The sequence below is a fragment of the Methanothermobacter tenebrarum genome (assembly GCF_023167465.1).
GTDB lineage: Archaea > Methanobacteriota > Methanobacteria > Methanobacteriales > DSM-23052 > Methanothermobacter_A > Methanothermobacter_A tenebrarum.
Genome location: NZ_AP025698.1, coordinates 1,432,582 through 1,457,311 on the forward strand (window position 1 = coordinate 1,432,582; position 24,730 = coordinate 1,457,311).

Consider the following 24,730-nt stretch of genomic DNA (forward strand, 5'->3'; position numbering starts at 1 on the left):
CTTAGCACCATATAATACCTTAGGGGAGAGGATGTTATATGCGATTATATAAGAATGTTATCGCTTTTAAGGTTGATGGGAAACCTGTTAAAGTCAAGGAAAGAATGGTTAAAGATTCAGAGATCCATCTTATAATAAATGGGGTGCTTTCAAGGCGTTTATATGTCACTCCGAGCAGTTTGAGAGAGTTTACAATAGGATACCTCCTAGGTGAAGGTTTAATCGACACACTATCCGATATAAAACTTTTAGACATAAATGGGGAGACCATAAACGTGGAAATAAACCTAAAGGATGAAACCATAGCCAGGGAATCTGTTATAGGATCAGACAGTCTGGGCGGGTGGAGATCTAAAATAGAATCTGTAAAAAAAGTCAATTCTACATTTAGCATCACAAGTGATGAACTTTTTAGGGCTTTTGATAGGCTAGTGAAAGGGGCGAGATTATGGCAGATGACCGGCGGGGCCCATGTGGCCGCCCTTGTAGGCGCGGATAAGTTCATCCTGGCGGAGGATGTGAGCCGTCATGTTGCAGTGGATAAGATAATAGGGGCAGGTGCCCTTGATATGGTTGATTTTACAGAAACTTTTATAGTTTATAGTGGTCGCATGCCGGCTGACATGCTCATAAAAGTTGCAAGGGTGGGTATACCTATAATAGCTTCAAATGCTGCTCCAACATATTCAGGTTACAGGGTTGCGGTGGATGCTGGTCTTACCATGGTAGGATTTGTAAGGGATGGACGATTTAATATTTACACCCACCCTGAGAGGATAAAGATCTGAGCTGGATAATCCTAACACAAGGATAACTAACTCCCCCGATCATCCCAAAATTGTGTGGGGGTTTTCATTCGAAAACGTCATGCATTTCTTTCATGTCTTCTTCTCTTTTATTTAATTTATCCATTAGCTCTGCTATTAGCCCATCTAGGAATACTAGAGCCGACACCTCGAATAGCGTCCCTAGGGGTGCTTTTGAGTGATGTTCACCCTTCATCTGTCTTTTTATATAATTTTGTTCGCCATCTATTTTAGTTCTCCCTTTTATGGTTACGGTAAGATCCGCGATCTCTGAAAGGGATGATTTTGGATATGATGTTATGGCAACCACCTTCGAACCTCTATCCTTGGCTATATTAGCCGCTTTTATGATGTAACTTGTCTCCCCCGACCCTGAAATCGCTATTAGACAATCATCCTCTTTTATGGCTGGGGTTATGGTTTCTCCAACCACGAATACATTCATGCCCAGGTGCATTAGCCTCATTGCAAAGGCCTTTGCCACCAGCCCTGAACGTCCCAATCCGATCACAAATATCCTCTTAGAGGATGTTAAGACTTCAATCAATCTTTCTATGGTTTTTTCATTTATACTCTCTGAAACTTCCTGGATATTTTTAGTGATTAACTTGATAGCTTCTTTTATTATCAACCTTCGCACCCTACCCCCTTTTTTATAGGATAAAATCTCTAATTACATTTATAAGATTTGGTTTAAATCCATTATAAAAAATTTTATAATCCTATGATTAGTATGAAAGAAAAACCAATTATTGGGATTTCCATAGATGGTGTTGAATTAGACCACAAATTACTCCAAATGCTAGAATGGATTTCAAGAACATGCTCCCAGAGAAAAGCGGCAAAAAAAGTTGGTATAACAGTCCAAGTATTTAATAGGCGCATACTAAAATTTGAGGATAAACTAGGATTCAAGTTAGTTAAAAGTAGTAAAAGCGGTTCTGAACTCACACCAGAAGGTGCCAGGACCCTTAAAAAATACCATGAATACAGAAACCTCCTAAAAGAGAGTGAAAGGATCCTGATAGCAGCAGGTTACATATCCTCACAGCTTATAAGGGCGCTAATTGAAGCCTATGGATTAGACGCGGCACTATACACTTGCAGCGACGATGAAGCATTCCACCTCTCAAAAAAATGCAGATTAGACCTAATAGCCCTAGACGATCCACTCATAGCATTCAGGAACAACCTAGACTTCATACCAATCGCCTACGACCACCTAACACTCATACCCGGAGACAAAATCCAAAACATCAAAGAACTTAACAATGCCAACTTCGTCGCCGTAGAAAACTCCTCACAAAGACTAGCCTGGAGAATATTAAGAGAAAACAGCATAAAATTTAAGATCACAAAAAAGGTTAAATCACCCTTTGAAGCATTCCAGATAGTCCAAGATAACCCAAAACTTTACACCTTCCTAAACGCGAGCAAATTCCCAGGAAACAACATACTAAAGGATGAAACAAGACACGTGATAAGCATAATACCATTCAACGAACGCATAAAAGACTTCATAGACTTCATATCCAACAAAGGACAATCCACAATCCAAAAAGAAGGATTTGAAAAAATCAACTAACAAAGTGAAAGATTAATATAACCAACAACCAAATACCCCAAACACACCAGATAATAATCTATTCTCCCAACCACTTACAAGGTGATTTTTTTGAACAAAAGAGACCTACTAGCCATCGGACACACAGCCATCGACTATATAATACAAATAGATGAATTCCCACCACCCAACTCCTCAGTAACCATAAAAAAAATGAAAAAAATGCACGGCGGCGCCGCTGCAAACGTCGCAATAGTCGGATCATCCCTCAACCTCAAAACCTCACTAGTATCAGCAGTAGGAGGAGACTTCATAGGATCAGAATACCACAAAAAATTGAAAAAATTCAAAATAAACACAGATTCCCTGATCATCATCGAAGACGAAAGCACACCCACAGCATTCATAATGACAAACTCCAAAAAAGACCAGATAAGCTACTTCTACTGGGGAGCGGCAAAAAACTTCAAAAACACTGAAGCACCATACAATACAATACAAGAAGCCCGAGCAGTCCACCTCGCCACAGGCGACCCATCATTCAACGGCAAATGTGGAGAAATCGCACAAAAAGAAGACAAACTCATATCCTTCGACCCCGGACAAGACCTCCACCTCTACACAAAAAAACAACTAGAAAAAGTAATAAGATTAACCGACATACTATTCGGCAACCACTTCGAAATAGACAGAATCCAAAAAAGACTCTCAATGAACATAAAAAAACTACAAGAAATCGGCCCACATATAATCGTGAAAACCTATGGAAAACAAGGAAGCATAATCTACGCAGAAGAAAAAATAAAAATAGGCGCCGTAGTCCGCAAAGCAACCGACCCCACCGGCGCCGGAGACTCATACCGTGCAGGTTTCCTACGAGCCTACCTCGAAGGGGCCGACCTTGAAACATGTGGAAAATTCGCATCCACAGTAGCATCATTCATAGTGGAAGCCGAAGGCACACAAACCAACATACCAGACTACAAAATGGTAAAAAATCGGTACGAAAACTATTGGAATGAAAAACTAAAACTCAGAGGGTGAACATCCCATGACGCAAATGGACGAAGCAAAAAAAGGTATTATAACAGAAGAAATGAAAGCCATCGCCAAAAAAGAAAACGTCCCGGAAGATTTTATAAGAAGGGGCGTGGCCAATGGTAGGATAATCATACCAAGTAACATTAACCGGGAAGTAAAACCCGTTGGTATCGGTGAAGGACTCAGAACAAAGGTAAACGCGACAATAGGAACCTCCACGGACATAATAGACCTTAAAATGGAGGAAGAAAAGGCGAAGATCGCAATCCAAAACAAGGCAGACACCCTCATGGAACTATCAGTCGGCGGCAACCTGGACAAAATCAGAAAAAGAATCCTAGAAATCTCACAGATACCAGTAGGCAGCGTACCAGTATACCAGGCAGCCATAGAAACCATAAGAAAAAAAGGCGCAGCCATCTACATGGACGAAGACATACTATTCAAAACCATAGAAAAACAAGCAAAAGACGGCATAGATTTCATGGCCATACACTGCAGCATAAACATGGAAACCCTCAAAAGGCTGAAAAGACAAGGTCGAGAAGGCGGACTCGTGAGCAGAGGCGGTGCATTCATCTCAGCATGGATAGTTGAAAACGAAACAGAAAACCCCCTCTACAAGGACTTCGACTACATCCTAGAAATAGCAAAAGAACACGACTTCGTATTATCACTAGCAAATGGCATGCGCGCAGGGGCCATCGCAGACGCAACAGACCGAGCACAAGTCCAGGAACTCATAATACTCGGAGAATTAATAGACAAAAGCAGAGAAGCTGGAGTCCAAGCCATGGTAGAGGGTCCAGGACACATACCATTAAATGAAATAAAAGCAAACGTCATACTACAAAAAAAATTATGCAGGGGAGCCCCATTCTACATGCTAGGGCCTATTGTCACTGACATAGCCCCCGGCTATGATCATGTCGTGGCTGCTATAGGAGCCGCCGCATCAGCAGCAGCAGGAGCTGACTTCATCTGTTATGTCACACCAGCAGAACACCTAGCATTACCATACCCCGAAGATGTTAAAGAGGGTGTTATAGCCACAAGAATAGGAGCATACGTAGGTGACATGTCCCGGGGAATACATAATGGAGAAAAAGACCTTCTAATGGCCAATGCACGTAAAAAATTGGACTGGGAAGCACAATTCGATGTTGCCATGTGTCCAGCGGATGCGAGGAGAATAAGGGAAGAAAGACCCCCAGCAGACCCTGACACTTGTACAATGTGTGGAGAGTACTGTGCGGTGAAGATAGTGAACGAATGGCTCGAAAGCGCAGAAGAAGATATATTCACAGACTAAACCTCCAACTCGGGGGTCGGTGATTGAATTGAAACACTGGGTTGAGAGGATAGCAGACGAACTTAAAAAAATGGACATAAAAGAGCATGTGATCGCCAGTGGAACATCCATCTCAGGGGCTATACACATTGGGAATTCCTGTGACGTTTTCATAGCCAACGCCATAACAAAAAGCCTACTAGAAAATAATATAAAAGCTAAGACAATCTGGGTGGCCGACGACCACGACCCACTCCGCAAAGTGCCATATCCATTACCTGAAAGTTTCAAGAAGTACCTTGGAGTGCCATACTCCATGATACCATGCCCAGAGGACTGTTGTGAAGGATTCGTAGAACACTTCCAGAGACCATTTTTGGAAAGTCTCAAAAAATTCAACATAGAACTTGAAACATATTCAGGAGCCCAAATGTACAAGGACGGCTCATACAACAAATATATCCGCCTCTCCCTGGAAAGAGCAGAGGATATAAGGAGGATATTCAATAAATATCGGGAGAATCCACTCCCAGATGACTGGTTACCCTATAATCCCATCTGTGACGAGTGCGGTCGGATAAACACAACATATGCCAAGGATTTCCAAGGGGATGCCGTCTACTATGATTGTAAGTGCGGATTCAGTGGCCAAGTGGATATCAAATCCGGGCAAGGTAAACTCACATGGAGAGTTGAATGGGCTGCGCGATGGAAAATGTTAAATGTTACCTGCGAACCCTTCGGCAAAGATCATGCAGCAAGCGGGGGATCCTATGATGTTAGCAGCGAAATATCCAGGGAAATATTCGATTACCCCCCACCATACCCTGTACCATATGAGTGGATAACCCTCAAAGGAGAAGCCATGTCCAAATCCAAGGGCGTATTCTTCACACCAGGACAATGGCTGGAGATAGGACCCCCAGAGAGCCTGAATTATTTCATATTCAGGAGCAAACCAATGAAACATAAGGATTTCAACCCCGAAATGCCATTCCTAGACCTCATGGACCAGTTCGACCGCACAGAAAGAATATACTATGATATGGAATCCCCCACATCAGCAAAGGAAGAAGAAAAATTGAAGAGGATCTACAAGGCCTCCATGATACAAGAATTCGAAGACCTGCCATTACGTCCATCCTATAGGTTTATGACAGTAGCATATCAGATAGCCGGTGAAAACCTTGAAAGAATCTATAAAATCCTCAAAAAGAATTCACAACTACCACCCGGATTCGATGAAAAAAGCCTAGATGACCTGAAAGATTTTCAAAGGGAACAGCTCATTGAAAGAATAGAACATGTGCAAAATTGGCTGGGAAAATACGCCCCAGAGATCGTCAAATTCCAAGTACAAGAAAAAATACCACCAGTAGAACTCTCAAAAAAACAAAAAGCATTCCTAAGCGAAGTCGCGGATACAATAAAAGAAAAAACTTTAACCCCCAAAGAACTCCACGACAAAATATATAACATACTGAGAAAACATGGACTAAAACCCAAAGAAGCATTCCAAGCCATCTATAAAGTGCTTATAGGGAAAAAGATGGGCCCAAGGGCGGCATCATTCCTCCTATCCCTCGACAAAGAATTCGTAATAAAAAGACTAAAACTGATAGAATGAAAGTCCTAAACCCCCTCGCAGAAACAAAAAAACAAGAAACCAAGATAAACCAGATAGAAAAAATAGAAAAAATCTCCCTAATTAACAACACAAAACCCAACACAGACACCATACTCAAAGAAATCACAAAAAACCTAAATACAAAAATCCTAAAATTCACCAAACCAGCAGGGGCCCCAGCACCAGACCATGAAATACAAAAAGCAAGCCAAGCCAACCTGTGCATCCTAGCCCTTGGAGATTGCGGGTCCTGCACAACATGGCTCATACTAGACGCCATACGCCTAGAAAAACTGGGAACCCCAACAATCACCATCTGCTCAGACAAATTCGCCAAATTCGCAGAGGAACTAGCAAAAGCCCACGGGGCATCAAACCTTAGAATAGCCAAGATAGAACATCCAATAGCCGGCCTAAAAAAAGACGAGATAATCAAAAAAACAAGACAGACAATAGAAGATATCAAAGGATTCATCAGGTGAACTATGATGAAAGGATGTGGATGTCTTATCAACCACCAACCCAACTCCTTGGAGAAGATAAACCTAGACTTTTACCAGAAAAAATTCACAGATGGTCTCCCTATTATACCACCAACCCCAGAAAGAGTGGAAAAATTCTACGAATACTCATCAAGGGATCCGGAGGAGGTTATAGCGGTTTTACCCCCAAGAAATGGTGAAGCAACCATTGAAAAGATCGCGATAAACGCTGTTATGGCAGGATGCCCACCCCAACTAATGCCATTCATTGAAAACACAATCATGGCCATAGCAGATGAAAAATTCAACCTAGCAGCAATAAACGCAACAACACATCCCATATCAGTGGCCATAATAGTTAACGGTCCAATAGCAGATGAGATAGGATTTAATTGTTCAACAGGATGCCTCGGCCCCGGGAACCTCCCTAACGCAACACTTGGAAGAGCCCTCAGACTCTGCCTCATCAACATAGCAGGGGCCATACCAGGGATCGGAGACCACGCAACCATGGGCTCCCCAGCAAAATACACCTACTGTTTCGCAGAAAATGAAGATGAAAACCCATGGGAGCCATTACAAGCTGAAAGGGGATTCCCTGAAAAATCAACAACAGTAACTGTCATAGGCGCCGAAGCACCCTACAATGTAAACGACCATAGAAGTACCAGACCAGAAGACATACTAGACACCATAATAGATACAATATCAACAGCAGGCTCCAATAATAGTCACGTCCCCGGCGAAATATTGGTTATAATGGGACCCGAACATGCCAAGGCCATTGCAACTGAAGGTTGGGAAAAGGATGATGTAAAAGATTATATACATGAGAATGCCATGGTACCCTCAAATCTTGCTGACAGAGGGGGCCGAGCACTCGACAAAAAGCACGTAAAAGATGAAATGGTGAAGATAACACGTTCACGGGAGGATGTGGTGATAGTGGTCGCCGGAGGGGTGGGTAGGCATACACTAGTCGCCCCCGGATTCGGAGGATCCTCAAAATCCACTACCAGGGCTTTAAAATTAAAAAATGGAACCTATGCAACTTCCATAAAAGATTATAATATGAGAGAAAAAAGAGAATAAAATATTCACCCACCACACTAATTATCATTTTTGGGATGGAATGATCCCAGCAAAGGACACCGATACAAAAAAAAGTCCATCGAATAGTCACAATTATGCATAATTGATAAAAAGAACGCCCAGGAGGAACGGCTTCAATCAGAAGAAACTGTTCATTTCAGTAGGCTTCCTTTCAAAAATGAAAAGGTTTTGAGACTAATTTTCAAGGGTTTATCAATGTCTTAGCTTCATATTATCCTATTACTTCTGTTAACTATTCCTGTGCATTGGAGTGGGGCTTTTCAGTGTTTTATTTGAAGGTTTACAATCCACCACATGCTGGTACACGGCATTTGCCATCCCATGAGAGGCTCATACTCCATGAATTATAAACAATCTTTACTTCCTTTGTCTGTAAAGCCTTGGGAGAACTGGCAGACAAGATGAAGTAGGATGATTATTCCAGGACCAGGGACGGTCCCCTGAGCCCGCGGAGATGAAAACGCCTACATGGTATACCAGCAGGTTCTCATCAGCGAAGCACCATGGGGGTAGTTCACATTCCAAAATCCAAACCTAGGGGGAGATCCCCCTCTTAGGGATTTTTTCTGTTCTAATCAGTTCCAAGAGGAATCTGAAAAAATAAAATGCTAAGCTTCCCATCATTATATTTTTTGTGGGGGATAATGTCCCCATTTTTGGAATGATTGATCTATTAACACCCTTTAAAGATAACGCATATATATAATATTACAATATTTAATGGTGGTGGGGAGGTTGAAGATTCTTCTACTTAAATGCGCTGGACTTGAAGTTTCAGATTTAGAGCAGAAACTTGAAGCCATTGGTTTTAAAGTTGATGTTGCTGATAGTGTTGAAGAAGCAATGGAAAAAGAACCCAGAACTGACCTGTTTCTTGTGTATACTACACCCACTAAGGATATAGAATGGACTGGTAAAATTAAAGGCTTTAAAATGCCCCCAGTATATTTGATTGATTTTGAAGAGGTTAATATCCAAAAGGCAATCCTAGTCCCCCATTATATTCGTATAAGCAAGCCATTTGATGTTAAAGAGCTTAAAACTGCCATGAATTTAATACTCCAGAGTATGAAAGAATTGAAAGAAGAGGAAGAGCGCTATAGAAACCTGTTCAAGTACACTGGAAGGTGCGTGGCCGTCTACGAAGCCGTTGATGACGGTGAAGATTTTGTCCTCAAGGATTTTAATCCTGCCGCCGAAAAGGTCGAGCAAGTGAAAAGGGAAGACATCCTCGGTAAAAGAGTGACCGAAGTTTTCCCAGGAATAAAAGATTTCGGCCTACTAGATGTTTTCAAGAGAGTGTACAAAACGGGTCGGCCGGAACATTTCCCCTTAGCTCATTATAAGGATAATAGAATAAGCGGGTGGAAGGATAACTTCGTATATAAATTACCCTCAGGCGAAATAGTAGCAGTATACGAGGATTTGACCAAATATAAGCAATTAGAAGAGGAAGTTAAAGAGAAAAGAGAATTATATAGGAGCATATTTGAGAATAGTGGCGCTGCGACAGTTATCATAGACGAGGACACCACACTATTACTAGCCAACAAAGAATTCGAAAAACTCAGCGGATATTCCAAAGAAGAATTGGAAGGTAAGAAAACCTGGACAGAGTTTGTAGCAGAAGAAGACTTAAAAAGGATGAAAAAATATCATTACTTGCGTAGAAAGGATCCTAGCCTAGCACCTGAAAAATATACCTTTAAATTCCGTGATCGCCGAGGAAAAACAAGACACATACAATTAAACGTGGGCATGATCTCAGGGACAAAAAGGAGCGTGGCCTCACTAATCGATATCACCGAACTTAAAGAAGCTGAAAGGAAAATCAAAGAGAGTGAAGAAAGGTACCGGGCTGTTGTGGAAACCGCCCCCAACGGGGTGGTAGTGCTGGATAAAACCGGCACGATACTTGAAGTTAACAAAAAGGCACTAGAACTTTCAGGGTTCAAGAAAGAAGACCTGATAGGTAAAAACATTATAAGAATACTCCCCAAGATCAAATTAGACCCCAATGAGATAATAACAGCATTTAAACTCGCCCTAAGGGGAGAAAAACCTGATAAGAGGGTTAGAACCTTCACAAACTTGAACGGTGAGCAGATCTCATTCATAGAACACCATTCAGTTCTAAAGAAACATGGCAAAGTAGTAGGCTTATCACTTATCATAGAAGATGTTACTGAACGTTGTAAAGCAGAAAAGAAGATCAGAGAATCCCTCATAGAAAAAGAGATGTTCTTAAGGGAAATACATCATCGTGTTAAGAATAATCTGCAGATTATCAGCAGCCTGTTAAATTTGCAGGTTGGTAGAATAGGGGATGGTAGAGCTCGTAGGCTGTTGCGAGAATCTCAAATGCGGATACAGGCAATGGCAATGATACACGAACACCTTAATCCAGGACACTGGCAAAGATCAAATTCAAAGAATACGTAGAAAGGTTAGTGAACAATATATTCACATCCTATGGGGCCAAGGTTAAAAAAAGATTGGAAATTGAAAACATACAACTGGACCTTGACACCGCCATACCCCTCGGCCTAATAATCAACGAACTGGTAACAAACAGCATCAAATACGCCTTCCCAACAGGAAAAGGGACAATAACAATAAAACTCACAACTAAAAACAACAAAATAACACTAACAGTAGCAGACAATGGCATAGGCCTCCCAGAAAACATCAACATAGAAAAAACAGAAACACTAGGCCTAAAACTAGTAAACATCCTAACAAAACAAATCAACGGAAAACTAACCCTCAAAACAAACCAAGGCACAAAATACAAAATAACATTCAAAAAACTAGACTAAGAGTTTATAGTCAGAAAAGATCAAATCAGAGACAATACACGACAACTAGTCGGTGCTCATAAGTTTATTTAGAAAATATAAATCAAATCCCCAATATACTTCTCGCTGTGAATAAAATGAAAGGAAAAAAATCTTGTATTATTCTCTTTCTATTTTGATTTTTATGGGTACTTTTTTCCCTTTAAGTAGTCTTGCGATGACTAATAGGATTATTAGTATTAAGAGCCATCCTGGTACGACTATGACTTGTCCTGTAGCTTTTATGGGATTCTGTGGGTTGTATCTTCCATATTCTATATTTGCATCCGCAGTGTACACTCCCATATCCAAGGGGCCTGGTTTCCAAGTGATAACATCTGTATATTTGTCTCCTGGGTATACTCCGCCTGTGGAGTTAACCTTGGCGGTGGCAAACCAACCCTTTAATGTTATTGTCCCTGTAAAGTTCTGGTAACAATTACCAATATTATGAAGAGTATATTCAAATTCCCCTGATAGTGGACTTATAATTAAAGGCGGCACTTTGAAACTTTCAAGTTTGAGTGATTCTTGGATTGACCCTGGCAGCCCAACAACAACGGGTACTATAATTTCTGCCCCTTGTTTGAGGAAAACTTGTGTCCCCCCAGCACCTGTTGGAGTCGCTCTTGGCGTTGCCCTCACTACTAATGCTCCAACTGCATCCCTATAATTATAATTTGACGGTACTGTCACCTCGAAGTGAACCTCTTTACGTTCTCCAGGTTTTAGTGTGAATTTGCTCTCTTTTATTTTTATCCAATTGGTCGCCCCTCCATCAACGAGTAAAAGGTGCACTTTGTCCTTTATAATCCTTTTTTTATCAACTTCCACATCTATTGTTTCATTCCCAAAATTTCCAACTGTAATTTTCCCCTGATAATGTGTGGTGTTTTCTATTTCGAAACGCGTGGGAGAAACCACCACATTAAGACTATAAACCCACGACAAGCAAAAAAGTAAGATCAATAGGATGATAATTAACCCTCTCCTCAACCTTTAACACCCCCTTCAAATAAAAAATAAAAAATAAAATTATATCAATTTTATGGTGAAGTTGGTTGCTCTGCGTTTTCTTGGACTGCTGCATGGTATATTGTTGTAGTGTATACCCCTGGTGGTGTTGCAAATGGCACAGTCAAGAAGAGATCTACAGGGACCGTAACTCGCCCACCTTGTGATGGTGGATCCCAACCAAGTAATACCCTGACATATTCTGTTGTGAAAGATGTTTTAGAGACGCTAGCACCATAATCTGCATATTTGAGGAGATCTAATGATATCGTGTTAGAGCCATTTGTTAAGTCGCCGGCGGCTCTTACATATAGGTCTATGGCTACGTTGGAATATGAGTGAACTTGCTCGCCACCGGATCCGCCAGACCATGACCTTTCCATGTTATCTGCCGCTAAATCACTCAAAATTATCGTACTATTGTTTCCTCCGCCAGCCCATTCGGCTGCAATTGCAACTGTGGGCTCAACCTCGGCTTCTAAAGTTTGTGTAGCTGATGGGGATGCCTCAGCGTTTACTGGCTGGTAATAGAGCATCCCAACCACTAGCATCACTAATCCAGCCAATAAATAAAATGGCATAAGGTTCTTCATCGCCATCACCTTACACTAAAAACTTTTCAGGTCACATCCAAAAAAAAATTTATGTGAATATCATCACATCCAATTTGGTGAACCTTGTATTCCAAGAAAAAATGGAATCGGGAACCTTTCCAGTGGAGGGATCTTCCAAGAAGGATAAAACTTTTTAGCTGTGAAACATCATCATAATTTACCCCTATATCACCTAAAATGTGGGGGTGTGTATAGCCTTTTAGGAGTCCCAAAAACTAGCATTTATTTCTTGTTTTCAGCTCTTTTAAACATTCTTTGCAAAATTTTGGACTCTTTTTGTCAGTGTCTATTATACTATTGCTGAAATACATTACACAAGATGGATTACTGCAGTGTGCTAGTCCAATTGTATGGCCGAGTTCATGTATGGCCTCTTTTAGCACCCTTTCTAAGAATATCCTCCTATCTGGATGTTTCAGTCTATAAGTTGATATTATTGCAAATTTTCCAGGGGATTCCGCCTCCCCGAATACGAAATTTAAATGGGGCGCATAGAGGTCGACATTTGTAACTCCTAGGATACGATTAAAATCCCCTCTCAACACATTCTTTAAAAAGAGTAATAATCTGGTGGAATGATATTGGTTTCTTAACGGGTTATATGCATCCTCGGGAGTCGCTAGCTTCTGGTTAGAAACTATACACCTTGTATTGAAGATCGTGGAGATGAACTTTTTTAGGAATTCCAATATTTCTTCCTCAACATTTCCAATGGGTTGTATAATTATCATGGCCTTGTAGGAAACTATAAGTTGTAGCGCTTTCTGTCGAGTAATTCTTGTCTTTTACCCGGGTTCCAGCCTCCACTGGATGATTTAGCCCTTCCAACCTGCTGGACGTATCCTGTTATACGATCGTACCATTCTACTTCTTCTTTTTCGCCGCAGTTGGCGCAGGTTTCTTGCAATCCTCTCATGAGGGTTTTGCATTTGAGGCAGAAACTTAGTGCGCTGCTGTAATCCCAGAATCCTATCTTTGTGTTTTTGCAGATGTTTTTTGTGAATCTTGTGAGTGCTTGTGTGTCTGGTTGGGCTTCCCCAAGCCATGCATGGAATATATGCCCTCCGGGTGTTATTGGATGATACTCCTCTTCTATTTTTATCTTTTCTATCATGTCTATTTCAGCGTCTACTGGCACGTGACTAGAGTTCGTGTAATAGTATGAGTTTTCCCTTCCTTGTACTATAGCCTCCTTATAGGATTTTTTGTCTAGCATCGCGAATCTGTGAGCTGTGCTCTCAGCGGGTGTTTGCAGTACGCTCCAGCGCAAGCCAGTTTCCTTTTTGAGTTCCTGGGCGCGTTCGTACAAGTATCTTATTACCTTGAGTCCGAATTTGTTGGCATCCGGGTTTGTGATGTCGTCTCCAGTGTGGTATTCTAGCATCTCGTTCAGACCAACGTATCCGAAACTTAGGGTTGCATTTTCTATCCTGTAATAGTTTTCGCCCTCGATTTCTTGTGTGAGGAATGGTAATAGATTATAGTCGTTTAGGCATTTGAGTGCTTGTTCTCTTCTTAATTCTAGTATGTTAATTGCAAGGTCAAGGTATTCGTCAATATACTCGAATATCTCATCGTCATCCTTTGCCTGGTATGCGATCCTTGGAAGATTTAACGTTACATATGCTAGGTTCCCTGTTCTAAGACAGTCTTGTTCCCAGTTCCCCGTCCAATTATCTGAGAGAAGTGTTCGGCAACCCATATAATTGGACATTTCACCCCTGTAATCTGCTAACATGTTAACGAAATATGCTGTCCCGTATTTGGCGGCTAATTCATGTGCAAGGTGCAGGTCATCATCGAATTCGCCCTTTAGGGTTTCTTTGCGGATGACATATATTGTATTTGGGAATAAATGGGGTTTGCCATCAGCGTCACCCTCCAGGAGCACTTCTGTAAATGCCCTTGTAACTTGCCTGGCCTCATCATAGAAGTCCCCATATACTCCCACGCGTTCGCCCCGGGGCCCGTAAGCCAGCACATCAGATAGGAAATCTGGTACTGCGAATTCCAAGTTTATGCTTGTGAATGGGACTTGGCTCCCCCTAGCAGCGTATGCCATGTTAAGGTTGAATATGAACATTTGCACAGCCTGTTTAATCTCATCATACGACCGCCCCGCGGCGAATGGTGCGACGAAAACATTCCAGAGGCTCATTGCCTGGCCGCCGGACATGTTTTGTTGGGCTGCTAGCATTATCTCCCCTGCATGGTTCATAAGGGTTTCAAGGTGCTTTGGGGGCCCCGCAACCGAAGTATGGTCTCCCGTCCCATCAACTTTTAATCCATATTTTATAAATAGGCGTAGATCATGTTGCAAGCAGTTCAAGGGGCGGGCTGCGAAGAATTCTAGGTCGTGTATGTGTATGTCTCCTGATATGTGGGCGTCTGCTAGGCGGGTGGGTAGTATGTGGAGGAGTGTGTATTGTTTGAGGGCTTCGTCGGCAACATATTTGTGGACGGTTTCGGGGTTGTGTATCATGTTGGCGTTGTCCCTTGAGCCTTCGGTTATGAGTTCTGTGATGTTGTATACTGGTATTCCGAGTCTTGTGTATTTTTTTCTTAGTTTTTCTAGCCTGTGTTCGATGAGTTTGGTGTTGACCATCTCCCTTATCATTGGGGCTGTGAGGTATTCTACGTCGAGTTTTTTAAGTTCTTTCCACACTTCTGTGGCTATTTTCTCTGCTAGTTGTGGTGATGCCCCTGCTTCTTTGATTAGGCTTTTTTCAATCTTTTTCTGGTTGAATGATTCTATTGTGTCACGTGATGTTCTAACCTTTAATTTTCTAGCGGCAAAGTATTTATCCGCTATTTCTTCATCAATATCCTTTAATGAAGTGTATACTAGCATTTTTATCTCTTTAGTTGTGATGCTGTCATAGGCTGATTTAGCAACCTTTGATGCTATCTTTTCAGCGGCCCAGAGGGGTGAACCCACCATTAGGAGTGATTTAACGAGTTTTTCGTGGCTGAATTTTTCTCTTATCCCATTGTTTTTTTCAACGCTAATATCCGCCTTTGAAGGAAGTTCAGCTAAAACGTGTGAATCCTTAATCACAAAATCACCACATTTAACTTTCTCAGGGGAAAGTCCCCCATCCAAGAGGGGTGCACATAAATATATTTTTTCTTCTATGGGGGGTAAAATTACTAACAAGTATTATATCAGAGCCCATATATTAACTTTGGGTTAATAACCCACTTATAAAGGGGGTATTGGCAATTAATAAGCTTTTAAATGATCCTTTATGAATAAATCGGAAGGAAATTTCCGAATCAATCCTCGTCAAACATCATGTTCCCCAAAGGAACATAAACCCCCTAATGTTTTAGTACCAAAAAATTTTATATGATAGGATAACCCCATTATCATGTACAAGTTACAGGCAATAACCCTAAAGGAAAACTCCTATCCCCCAAACAAAGGCAAAAAAGAGAAAATGGCCCAAATGCTGGAAATTTACCACGAAGCCCGCAACCGGTTCCCAGAACAGGCCGAAGCCTTGAACACCACCAGGACAAAATTACACTTCAAAGCTGGTGGTTTAAATGCACAAGCTGCGACTACCAATCTGACACCGACGAAATCGGAGCACTAAACATCGCCACGAGAGCGCTCGACACTCTCAAAACACGACACCTGAAATAAAAGGGAATTTGACACCCCATTAAAGGCCAAACCGACGAAAACATGGGAACCGCCCAAGTGCTGGCTAACCTGTGGCTTAAAGCCACCATCCCACGATGGGATGCCCCCCCATAGACCATGGGGGCATGTCATGTCAAGACCGAAAAGAGCGCCTTATTCTATGATCGCTCCACCAACCCCGAAACATTCAATCAGGGAGGATTAAACATGTCCATGACTATTTCTGAGAAAATACTCGCAAAAGCCGCGGGTAAAAAAGAAGTACAAGCCGGTGAGATAATAATGGCCAATATAGACGTGGCCATGATGCACGATCTAACAGGCCCCCTTGCCATTGAAGCGTTTAAAAAAATAGGATCGGAAAGAGTATGGGATCCCTCCAGGATTGTTGTATTATTCGACCATCAAGTACCTGCAGATTCCATAGAAGCCGCTGAAAACCACATAATCATGAGAAAATTCGTGAAAGAACAAGGAATAGAGGATTTCTATGATGTTAGAGAAGGCATATGCCACCAGATACTGCCAGAGAAGGGCCATGTCGTCCCAGGTGATGTTATAGTTGGAACAGATTCACACACTTGCACCCACGGGGCACTAGGAGCATTCGCCACGGGTATAGGATCAACAGACATGGCAATGGTCCTGGCCACTGGAAAATTATGGTTCAAAGTCCCGGAAACTATCCGCTTCAAGATAGAAGGCCAACCAAAAGATCATGTATACGCAAAGGATATCATATTATATATCATAGGAAAGATGGGAATAGACGGAGCCACATACAAAGCCTGCGAATTCACAGGGACTACAGTAAAAAACATGAACATTTCAGAAAGGCTCGTGCTCTGCAACATGGCAATCGAAATGGGTGGCAAAACAGGCATAATAGAAGCAGATGAAAAAACCATAAAATACGTGAAAAAAAGATCCAAAAAGCCATACAATATCATGAAAACAGACCCAGACGCGCCCTCACTCGAAACCATACAAATAAACGTCGAAGGCCTTGAACCACAAATAGCATGTCCACATAACGTAGATAATGTGAAACCGATAAGTGAAGTGGAAGGAACAGAAATAGACCAGATATTCATAGGATCGTGCACAAACGGGCGCATAGAAGACCTAAGAGACGCTGCAAAGATACTAAAAGGCAAAGAAATATCAAAAAAAGTCAGAATGCTAGTAATACCCGCCTCAAGGGAAGTTTACGCAAAAGCATTAAACGAAGGCCTAATAAAGATCTTCATAGACGCGGGCGCACTAGTATGCAACCCATGTTGCGGTCCATGCCTCGGAGGCCACATAGGACTCCTCGGACCTGGAGAAGTCAGCCTCTCAACTTCTAACCGGAACTTCAAAGGCAGACAAGGAAGCCCAGAATCAGAAGTATACCTCTCATCCGCGGCAGTAGCCGCGGCCTCCGCAATAAAAGGAAAAATAACACACCCCAAAAACATCTAAAGGTGTGAAAGCCCATGAAAGGAAGAGTTTGGAAATTCCAGGATGATATCGACACCGACCAGATAATACCAGGCAGATACCTAGTTATAAGAGACCCAAAAAAACTTGCAAAACATCTAATGGAAGGCATAGACCCCCAATTCCCAGATAAAGTTAAAAGGGGCGATTTCATAGTAGCGGGTAAAAATTTTGGATGCGGTTCATCACGAGAACACGCACCCCTAGCCCTGAAAGGTGCTGGGATATCCGCAGTAATCGCAGAATCCTTCGCAAGAATATTCTACCGCAACGCAATAAACCTTGGAATACCCCTACTAGAAGCCCCTGGAATATCAAAACACCTAAAAACAGGAGACGAAATAGAAATAGATCTAGAAAAGGGTATAATAAAAAAAGACAAAAAAGAATTCAAGTTCAAAAAATTACCAGAATTCATGGTAGAAATACTGGAAAAAGGTGGTTTAATCCCCTATCTCAAAAATAAAATTGGTGAAGTCGCATGTACAAGATAGCGGTCATCCCAGGAGACGGAGTCGGGAAAGAAGTAATGGACGCCGCACTACACATACTCAGCGGCCTCGATTTAGATTTTGAATACGAGTTTGCAGAAGCGGGAGATGAATGCGCAGAGAAAACCGGCGACCCACTCCCAGATGAAACCCTAGAGGTCATAAGAAATTCAGACGCATGCTTATTCGGCGCCGCCGGAGAAACCGCAGCCGACGTCATAGTTAAACTCAGGCGTGAGTTGGATTTGTTTGTTAATTTGAGGCCTGTTAGGTCTTTGCCTGGTGTTGGGGGTTTGTTTTCTGGTTTGGATTTTGTTATTGTCCGGGAGAATACTGAGGATTTGTATGTTGGTCTTGAGGAGTATACGGGTGATGGTGCTGTTGCAAAAAGGGTTATAACTCGAAGGGCTTGTAAGCGTATTTGTAAGTTTGCCTTTGATTATGCTGTTGATGAAGGTTTTGAAAGGGTTGCGGCTGTGCATAAAGCCAATGTTCTTAAAAAAACTGATGGAATATTCAGGGAGGAATTCTATAAAGTTGCAAGAAACTATCCAGGGATAAAAGCCGAAGATTTTTATGTTGATGCAATGGCAATGTACCTCATCAAAAAACCAAGAGAATTTGAAGTTATAGTCACAACAAACATGTTCGGAGACATACTATCAGACGAAGCAGCAGCCCTGGTCGGAGGACTAGGAGTAGCACCATCAGCCAACATCGGAAAAAAACACGGAATATTCGAACCAGTACACGGATCAGCCCCAAAAATAGCCGGAAAAAACATAGCAAACCCAACAGCAATGATACTATCCACCACACTAATGCTAAAACACCTAAAAAAGAAAAAAGAAGCCACACTCATAGAAAAAGCCCTCAAAAAAACCCTAAAAAAAGGAATAAAAACACCAGACATCGGAGGAAAACACACAACAACACAAGTAGCACAGGCAATAAGAGATGAACTAATAGAAGAATACCTCTCATAGCCACATTTGAGGTGATAGGGGATGAACCCCCAAGAACTTAGAAATGATATCCCCCTCCTAGAAGATTACGTTTACCTTGATGCTGCAAGCACAACACCAACCCCCAGATTAGTGGTAAAGGCCATGGACAAATACTATTACAAGTATAACGCCAATACCGGGAGAGGTGCATATTCACTTGCAGTTAAAGCAACTGAAAAATTAGAAGAGGCAAGAAAAAAGATAGCAGATTTCGTGAACGCCCAAGTAGAAGAGATAATATTCACAAAGAATACAACAGAGTCAATAAATCTTGTCGCAACAGGCCTTAGATTCGAGAAGGGAGATTCCATCATAGTCCCAAACATTGAACATCATTCAAATTACCTGCCATGGCTAAAACTACAAGAAAAAGGAGTGAAAGTAAAGATAATCAAAGCAGACGAAAATGGCATTATAGATCCTGGGAGTGTAGAAGATGCCATCGACGAAAATACCAAACTTATAACAATAACACACGTATCCAACGCCATAGGATCAGTACAGGATATAAAAAAGATCGGCAGGATCTCGGAAGAGAATAATATCCTATTCATGGTAGATGCCGCGCAATCATTCGGACATATGAAAGTCGATGTTAAAAAATTCAAAGCAAACTTCATAGCATTCCCAGGACATAAAGGGGCCCTAGGCCCCGTTGGCACAGGATTCCTCTACTGTAACCTTCAAAGTGCCGATGAACTTGAACCGCCAAACCTTGGAGGAGGGACCGTGACTGACGTCCTAGAAGATCAATTTAAACTAGAAGAACCACCAAGGAGATTTGAAGCTGGAACATTGAATATAGCAGGTTTCATAGGCCTTGGAAAGGCCATAGACTACCTCCAGAGGATAGGCGTCGATAAAATAGAAAAACATGGGAAAAATCTTACAAGAAAATTATATGAATCCCTCACAGAGATCGACACAGTCGAATGTTATGGAGACCCCAAAAATATTTATGGAATAGTATCATTCAACATAGATAATATAAACCCTGACGATGTTGCAAAAATGCTAGATGAAATGGCTTGGATATGCGTTAGAAGCGGCCACCATTGCGCCATACCAGCTATGAGACACCTAGGAGTCCACGAAAAGGGAGGTACCGTGAGAGCCTCCATCCACTACTATAATATCCCAGAAGATATTGAAATACTAACAGAAACCATAAATAAGATAACAAAAACTGAGGGTCCAAAATGACAAAAGTACAGGTAATAGCCATAATAATAATCATCATAATGATTATAAGCACAATCGCCTATGCACTATTATAAACCTTTCAGCGGAGGAAGATAATAATGGAAAAAGTAAGGATAGGGGCTGTAGTAGCTGAATTTAACTATGACATAACCCAAATGATGTTAAAGTTGGCCGAAGAGCATGCAAAATTTCTCGGTTCCGAGATAACTAAGGTCGTGCCAGTCCCAGGCGTCTTTGACATGCCCCTTGCAATCAAGAAACTTTTAGAGGATGAGAACATAGATGCCGTCATAACACTTGGAGCCGTTATTGAAGGGGCTACAGATCACGATCAGATAGTGGCACAACATGCATCCCGTAAAATAGCCGACCTTGCACTAGAATATGATAAACCAGTAGCCCTCGGAATCTCAGGGCCTAGTATGACCCGCCTGGAAGCCCACCAAAGAGTAGACTATGCCAAAAGGGCTGTTGAAGCTGCTGTTAAAATGTATAGGAGACTTAAAAAACTCTAGACCCCGGGATTGAATTGCAGATTCTAAAACCCGAAGAATTAAAGGAAAAATTCAAGGACCCCTGGATAGCCCCCTATAAGAAGATTATCACAATGGTGGACGATGACCTCGTGGAGATAATAGAATATCACCCATGTATTTCAGGCTCCCATTGGATGATCTACCAGTACCCACGGACAAGCAAACTAATACTGAAGGCGAAAAGGGATGGTAACCGCCACATTTACCTTACAAGGACGGGAAAAACCCATCTCAATCTAAGGGCTAGCTTGAGCGCTGCCGGGATCGAAGAAGTCACCGTAGCCGGGGACGAGGTTAAGGTCGTCCACGCCGGGCTTGCCGGGGCCGGAGTTGGCACTGCAATGTGCAGAGGAATGGCAGAAGGCGTCAAGAGAGTTGAACTATATGATGTGGGTGGAGGGTCAAAGGTTGGAAGGGCTGCTGTGATAACACCAAGACTTGAAAAGGTTATCATAGGCATAGATGATACAGATACCAAAGATAAAGGGGCTACATGGACCCTTGCCCATAATATTGGGGTTGAACTTTCAAAAGAAGGTTTTGAGTACCTGGATCATATTATAGTGCAACTTTACCCACACAACCCATATAAGACACAGAATTGTGTTTCCGTTGCATTAACATTCGCAGTTAAACCAGGAACCCAAGAAGAGCTCATAGAAAGGACAGTAGAGGAGCTAGAAGAGAAAACCCTCTCTGATAAGACTTCCATCGCAATCTTTAATGGTATAATGATCCCAGAGGAACTTAAAGAATATTCTATAAAGGCTAAGAAAGAATTAGTCACCCTAGAGGAGGCTAAACAAGTCGCAGAAAAGACCAGGATCCAATTAATAGAAGTCACTGGAGCCCAAGGACAGATCGGGGCCCTTGCAGCTATAGGATTATCAGATAATGTTGAAGAGGCTGTTAAAATTTATCAGATATGATATTGAGAAACACACCATCCTCTATTGTGGCAAATCGCATATTACTCTTTATCGGCTTCCCGACCTCTACTGTTATAATATGAGCACCCCAGTATATAGTATAATTTTCCCTCGGCGAGCTCTCACTAAAGTATATCGTCCTAACATGCATACCATTTATATAAATGGAATATGAACCATTCTCCATCGCACCCAAAGCTGTGGCGATCTTTTTACCATCAAGGTAAATGTTTACTTCACGCCCACTTTTATCATTATCCTCAATCAAGACACCATTTTCTATCGTAATATTAGACTGGCCTGAAATTTTCCGGACAACAAATATATTATTGAAGACCTTACGAAGGGCGCTGTCCCTAATCACATCTCCCACATTCACATCTAATACTTCCCTAGCATTTGCAGGTATCCTTATAATGTTAACGTCGCTAGGCCTTGATTCCCTTAACGTGTAACCTACTCCTCCAATGTAGACTATGTCACCATAGTTGAGTCCTAGGGTGTCAACAGCCTCCCTCGGCAACCTTATAGTATCATTTTCACCTTCAAAGGCACTATCTATAGTATATGGCCCCCTAACATCAAATGTCCTATTCTCCACGTTCTTCTTCCATATTATAAGATTTCCAGGATTAGGTTCAATGGATATTTTACCCTCATCAATATGAACCGCCCCTAGAAGCGCTGAAATCATGGCAACAAGGATAAGGGCCGATATAAGGATGGGAAAATGCATGTAAACGAAGGATCTTAGAACCTGTAAGCGCCCCTTTGAACGGGATAGAACATAATATGATCTTTTAAGCAATGCCACAAGATAATAGGCTGCTATAATCACACCCACAATACCCATTATAATACCCACAGTTGGGGGGAGTGCCCTGATAAAAAATATGCTAAATATTCCCAAGGTGGTGAGTGAAAGTCCAAGTATGCACATTCGGATTGACTCCCCCATGGAATCCATCATGGTTATCCTACCATACTCAAGGGCCCTGGCCACGATGGTGCGGACAACCTCTGTAGCTACAATGTTAAGATCAGAGAGACTCGCCATATCGTGTTCAAGTTCGCCTATATCAACCTCTTTAACATTTAATCCTTGGACGTCAGCATCAAGAACTATCCCCACGTCAACTCCGTAATCATCTTCAAATTTCATCCGCTCAAGCACGCTTCTTTTAGCGGCGAACTGGCCGCTTAATGGCTGCTCAAATTTTATCTCAGGGAAGAAAAACCTCAAAAGAGGTTTTGCGGTTAACTCGGTGACCCTGCCAGCTCTTCTTTTAAATTTGGTCTTCGTAATGTCTGCCCGACCCTCTATGATGGGTTTTATCATCTTATCTATCTTAGCCGTTGTGATATTTTTAAGGTCAGCATCCAAGAAGACCACAATATCCCCATTTGAATGCTTAAACCCTGTTTTAAGGGCTGCTCCCTTACCGCGATTGCTCGCATGGCGTATTATCGTCGCACCCGCCCTTTTAGCCTCCTCGTATGTATTGTCAGATGAACCATCATCTACCACAATAACCTCATCTACATAAGATGAGCTCTTGGCCGTTTTAACAACATTCGCAACAGTCTTTTCTTCATTATAGGCGGGTATAATCACTGAAACGCTAAAATCCCTTCTACGCCCCTTTAAAACACATAAGAGTATTACCATTATGAGGATTAACCAATACATGCCCCTTAACTCCAAAAGATTCTATATGTTGGAGGAAAATAATCCCCCTAACCCTTACTAATCTTATTATAAAAAACACTACAATATATACATTAAATGAAAAGTCTAAAATTATGAGATTTCACCCCAAGAAAAGATTAAAATGAACAGGAGCAGACATCTTCCACCCCACCTATAGTAATTTTCGATTTCCTACCTTGGATGGTTAAAATTCTACCCCCTTGCATCAGTAGGTGAAGACAGCTAAAACCTCCAGGAGCCGGCTTCCAGAAGCTCAATATAAACCCTGGTGGGGTGAAAAGCTCGCTTCCAACGCCCACCCTTATGACAGGGTGTCCAGCAGGTGTTAAAAATGAAACCGAAGGTAATGATAGTTCTTGGAAGTGGAACAGATTATACTATAGCCGAGAAAGCCATGAACATTTTTGAAGAACTTAAAATCCCCTATGATTTAAAGGTGGCATCAGCCCATAGAACCCATGAAAAGGTTAAGAATATTGTCTTAGATTCTGTTAAGAATGGTGTGGAAGTTTTCATTGGCATAGCCGGATTATCAGCACATCTTCCAGGGATAATAGCCGCGAACACTCATCGGCCAGTTGTTGGAGTGCCTGTTGACGTTAAAATAGGGGGGCTTGACGCTCTCTTCGCATGCTCTCAGATGCCTTTCCCAGTGCCTGTTGCCACCGTGGGTATTGACAGGGGAGAAAACGGGGCCCTATTCGCCGCCCAGATACTCGGAACCTACAACCAAAAGATAAGAGCCCGTATAATAAAACTTAGAGAAGGATACTATGAAAAGGTTGAAAGGGACGAATCACACATCATCACTAACATCCAAGGAAACTACTACTCCCCGATTAAAATAACGATCCCAGAGCCGACATGGACAGCTAAAGAGGTGGCAGATGACAGCCCCCTCGTCTCTGTTATTCCAGGCAGCTACACCGATATGAAAATCACCAAGAAAGTCACCACCTTCCTCGATAGACTGGGCATATCCTATGACCTGAATGTTATATCCCCCATAAGATACCCCGAACGTTTCCAAGAGTACATAGAGAGTATGGAAACCGTTAAATTATTCATAGCGATCAGCGGCTTATCTGCACATGTAACCGGCGCAGTAGCGGCCCTTACAGACAAACCAGTTATAGGAGTCCCCTGCGCTTTTAAAGCCTATGGTCTAGACTCCCTATTCTCCATGGTTAACATGCCCCCAGGAGCCCCCGTAGGGACTGTTGGCATAGGAAATGGTGGTAACGCAGCCATATTAGCAGCCGAAATCCTCGGGATAAAAAATGAGAAAATAGAAACAAAAGTAAAAAAACTAAAGGGATGGACCCACTAACTT

General features: G+C 42.0%; 23 protein-coding genes. 17 read left to right on the forward strand and 6 right to left on the reverse strand.

From position 1 onward, the window contains the following. The first annotated feature begins 38 nt into the window (after positions 1-38). Positions 39-788, forward strand: a complete 750-nt coding sequence (gene fdhD / locus MTTB_RS07990) for a formate dehydrogenase accessory sulfurtransferase FdhD (RefSeq protein WP_248564469.1) — start codon at positions 39-41, stop codon at positions 786-788. 64 nt (positions 789-852) lie between these two features. On the opposite strand, the gene hxlB is transcribed toward fdhD, so the two are convergent. Further along, the gene (gene hxlB, locus MTTB_RS07995; protein WP_248565322.1) at positions 853-1,437 is read right to left on the reverse strand and encodes a 6-phospho-3-hexuloisomerase; all 585 of its coding nucleotides are present in this window, start codon (positions 1,435-1,437) and stop codon (positions 853-855) included. A 102-nt stretch (positions 1,438-1,539) separates the two neighbouring features. Between hxlB and MTTB_RS08000 the strand changes: the two genes are divergently transcribed. From MTTB_RS08000 to MTTB_RS08035, 8 genes are all read left to right on the forward strand, one after another. Continuing rightward, on the forward strand, positions 1,540-2,391 hold the full coding sequence (locus tag MTTB_RS08000) for a LysR family transcriptional regulator (RefSeq protein ID WP_248564470.1): 852 nt from the start codon (positions 1,540-1,542) through the stop codon (positions 2,389-2,391). Positions 2,392-2,481: 90 nt separating this feature from the next. Further along, a complete protein-coding gene (locus MTTB_RS08005) occupies positions 2,482-3,414 on the forward strand; it encodes a carbohydrate kinase family protein (protein ID WP_248564471.1) in 933 nt (310 codons plus the stop codon). A gap of 7 nt (positions 3,415-3,421) precedes the next feature. Next, positions 3,422-4,723: a phosphomethylpyrimidine synthase gene (thiC, locus tag MTTB_RS08010; protein WP_248564472.1), complete on the forward strand. Its 1,302-nt coding sequence runs from the start codon at positions 3,422-3,424 to the stop codon at positions 4,721-4,723. A 28-nt stretch (positions 4,724-4,751) separates the two neighbouring features. Then, positions 4,752-6,329, forward strand: a complete 1,578-nt coding sequence (lysS, locus tag MTTB_RS08015) for a lysine--tRNA ligase (RefSeq protein WP_248565323.1) — start codon at positions 4,752-4,754, stop codon at positions 6,327-6,329. After that, entirely contained in the window at positions 6,326-6,811 is a 486-nt protein-coding gene (locus MTTB_RS08020) for a UGSC family (seleno)protein (RefSeq protein ID WP_248564473.1), read from the forward strand. The genes lysS and MTTB_RS08020 overlap by 4 nt, the downstream gene beginning before the upstream one ends. Before the next feature lie 6 nt (positions 6,812-6,817). Continuing rightward, positions 6,818-7,903 (forward strand): hypothetical protein, encoded by a 1,086-nt coding sequence (locus MTTB_RS08025; protein ID WP_248564474.1) that lies wholly within the window; start codon positions 6,818-6,820, stop codon positions 7,901-7,903. Between the two features lie 756 nt (positions 7,904-8,659). Then, the gene (locus MTTB_RS08030) at positions 8,660-10,366 is read left to right on the forward strand and encodes a PAS domain S-box protein (RefSeq protein WP_248564475.1); all 1,707 of its coding nucleotides are present in this window, start codon (positions 8,660-8,662) and stop codon (positions 10,364-10,366) included. An 8-nt stretch (positions 10,367-10,374) separates the two neighbouring features. Beyond that, positions 10,375-10,743 carry a sensor histidine kinase gene (locus tag MTTB_RS08035; protein ID WP_248564476.1) on the forward strand — a complete coding sequence of 123 codons (369 nt, stop codon included), beginning with the start codon at positions 10,375-10,377 and terminating at the stop codon, positions 10,741-10,743. Between the two features lie 138 nt (positions 10,744-10,881). On the opposite strand, the gene MTTB_RS08040 is transcribed toward MTTB_RS08035, so the two are convergent. From MTTB_RS08040 to nrdD, 4 genes are all read right to left on the reverse strand, one after another. Continuing rightward, a complete protein-coding gene (locus MTTB_RS08040; RefSeq protein WP_248564477.1) occupies positions 10,882-11,595 on the reverse strand; it encodes a hypothetical protein in 714 nt (237 codons plus the stop codon). Positions 11,596-11,807: 212 nt separating this feature from the next. Beyond that, the gene (locus tag MTTB_RS08045; protein ID WP_248564478.1) at positions 11,808-12,368 is read right to left on the reverse strand and encodes a hypothetical protein; all 561 of its coding nucleotides are present in this window, start codon (positions 12,366-12,368) and stop codon (positions 11,808-11,810) included. 236 nt (positions 12,369-12,604) lie between these two features. Then, complete coding sequence (locus MTTB_RS08050; RefSeq protein WP_248564479.1) at positions 12,605-13,120, reverse strand: archaemetzincin family Zn-dependent metalloprotease; 516 nt, start codon at positions 13,118-13,120, stop codon at positions 12,605-12,607. Positions 13,121-13,134: 14 nt separating this feature from the next. Beyond that, on the reverse strand, positions 13,135-15,447 hold the full coding sequence (nrdD, locus tag MTTB_RS08055) for an anaerobic ribonucleoside-triphosphate reductase (protein ID WP_428343366.1): 2,313 nt from the start codon (positions 15,445-15,447) through the stop codon (positions 13,135-13,137). A 313-nt stretch (positions 15,448-15,760) separates the two neighbouring features. Between nrdD and MTTB_RS08060 the strand changes: the two genes are divergently transcribed. From MTTB_RS08060 to mmp11, 7 genes are all read left to right on the forward strand, one after another. After that, on the forward strand, positions 15,761-15,988 hold the full coding sequence (locus MTTB_RS08060; RefSeq protein ID WP_248564480.1) for a hypothetical protein: 228 nt from the start codon (positions 15,761-15,763) through the stop codon (positions 15,986-15,988). Between the two features lie 257 nt (positions 15,989-16,245). Continuing rightward, positions 16,246-17,502, forward strand: a complete 1,257-nt coding sequence (gene hacA / locus MTTB_RS08065) for a homoaconitase large subunit (protein ID WP_248565325.1) — start codon at positions 16,246-16,248, stop codon at positions 17,500-17,502. A 14-nt stretch (positions 17,503-17,516) separates the two neighbouring features. Next, on the forward strand, positions 17,517-18,014 hold the full coding sequence (locus MTTB_RS08070; protein ID WP_248564481.1) for a 3-isopropylmalate dehydratase small subunit: 498 nt from the start codon (positions 17,517-17,519) through the stop codon (positions 18,012-18,014). Further along, positions 18,002-18,997: an isocitrate/isopropylmalate family dehydrogenase gene (locus MTTB_RS08075; RefSeq protein WP_248564482.1), complete on the forward strand. Its 996-nt coding sequence runs from the start codon at positions 18,002-18,004 to the stop codon at positions 18,995-18,997. The genes MTTB_RS08070 and MTTB_RS08075 overlap by 13 nt, the downstream gene beginning before the upstream one ends. Before the next feature lie 21 nt (positions 18,998-19,018). After that, complete coding sequence (locus MTTB_RS08080; RefSeq protein WP_248564483.1) at positions 19,019-20,221, forward strand: cysteine desulfurase; 1,203 nt, start codon at positions 19,019-19,021, stop codon at positions 20,219-20,221. Between the two features lie 98 nt (positions 20,222-20,319). Continuing rightward, positions 20,320-20,736 (forward strand): 6,7-dimethyl-8-ribityllumazine synthase, encoded by a 417-nt coding sequence (gene ribH / locus MTTB_RS08085; RefSeq protein ID WP_248564484.1) that lies wholly within the window; start codon positions 20,320-20,322, stop codon positions 20,734-20,736. A gap of 14 nt (positions 20,737-20,750) precedes the next feature. Beyond that, positions 20,751-21,686: a methanogenesis marker protein 11 gene (gene mmp11 / locus MTTB_RS08090; protein ID WP_248564485.1), complete on the forward strand. Its 936-nt coding sequence runs from the start codon at positions 20,751-20,753 to the stop codon at positions 21,684-21,686. Here the strand turns inward: mmp11 and MTTB_RS08095 are convergent. Next, positions 21,667-23,376: a glycosyltransferase gene (locus MTTB_RS08095; RefSeq protein WP_248564486.1), complete on the reverse strand. Its 1,710-nt coding sequence runs from the start codon at positions 23,374-23,376 to the stop codon at positions 21,667-21,669. The two genes, mmp11 and MTTB_RS08095, sit on opposite strands and share 20 nt — an antisense overlap. Before the next feature lie 352 nt (positions 23,377-23,728). Between MTTB_RS08095 and purE the strand changes: the two genes are divergently transcribed. Beyond that, a complete protein-coding gene (gene purE, locus MTTB_RS08100; RefSeq protein ID WP_248564487.1) occupies positions 23,729-24,727 on the forward strand; it encodes a 5-(carboxyamino)imidazole ribonucleotide mutase in 999 nt (332 codons plus the stop codon). Positions 24,728-24,730 lie beyond the last annotated feature (3 nt).

Coding starts and splice junctions, on each gene's coding strand:
- hacA (WP_248565325.1), top strand. CDS start 16,246: ATGTCCATGACTATTTCTGAGAAAATACTCGCAAAAGCCGCGGGTAAA.
- MTTB_RS08080 (WP_248564483.1), top strand. CDS start 19,019: ATGAACCCCCAAGAACTTAGAAATGATATCCCCCTCCTAGAAGATTAC.
- ribH (WP_248564484.1), top strand. CDS start 20,320: ATGGAAAAAGTAAGGATAGGGGCTGTAGTAGCTGAATTTAACTATGAC.
- fdhD (WP_248564469.1), top strand. CDS start 39: ATGCGATTATATAAGAATGTTATCGCTTTTAAGGTTGATGGGAAACCT.
- MTTB_RS08075 (WP_248564482.1), top strand. CDS start 18,002: ATGTACAAGATAGCGGTCATCCCAGGAGACGGAGTCGGGAAAGAAGTA.
- MTTB_RS08020 (WP_248564473.1), top strand. CDS start 6,326: ATGAAAGTCCTAAACCCCCTCGCAGAAACAAAAAAACAAGAAACCAAG.
- MTTB_RS08050 (WP_248564479.1), bottom strand. CDS start 13,120: ATGATAATTATACAACCCATTGGAAATGTTGAGGAAGAAATATTGGAA.
- MTTB_RS08025 (WP_248564474.1), top strand. CDS start 6,818: ATGAAAGGATGTGGATGTCTTATCAACCACCAACCCAACTCCTTGGAG.
- thiC (WP_248564472.1), top strand. CDS start 3,422: ATGACGCAAATGGACGAAGCAAAAAAAGGTATTATAACAGAAGAAATG.
- MTTB_RS08000 (WP_248564470.1), top strand. CDS start 1,540: ATGAAAGAAAAACCAATTATTGGGATTTCCATAGATGGTGTTGAATTA.
- MTTB_RS08070 (WP_248564481.1), top strand. CDS start 17,517: ATGAAAGGAAGAGTTTGGAAATTCCAGGATGATATCGACACCGACCAG.
- MTTB_RS08060 (WP_248564480.1), top strand. CDS start 15,761: ATGTACAAGTTACAGGCAATAACCCTAAAGGAAAACTCCTATCCCCCA.
- purE (WP_248564487.1), top strand. CDS start 23,729: ATGAAACCGAAGGTAATGATAGTTCTTGGAAGTGGAACAGATTATACT.
- MTTB_RS08045 (WP_248564478.1), bottom strand. CDS start 12,368: ATGAAGAACCTTATGCCATTTTATTTATTGGCTGGATTAGTGATGCTA.
- MTTB_RS08095 (WP_248564486.1), bottom strand. CDS start 23,376: ATGTATTGGTTAATCCTCATAATGGTAATACTCTTATGTGTTTTAAAG.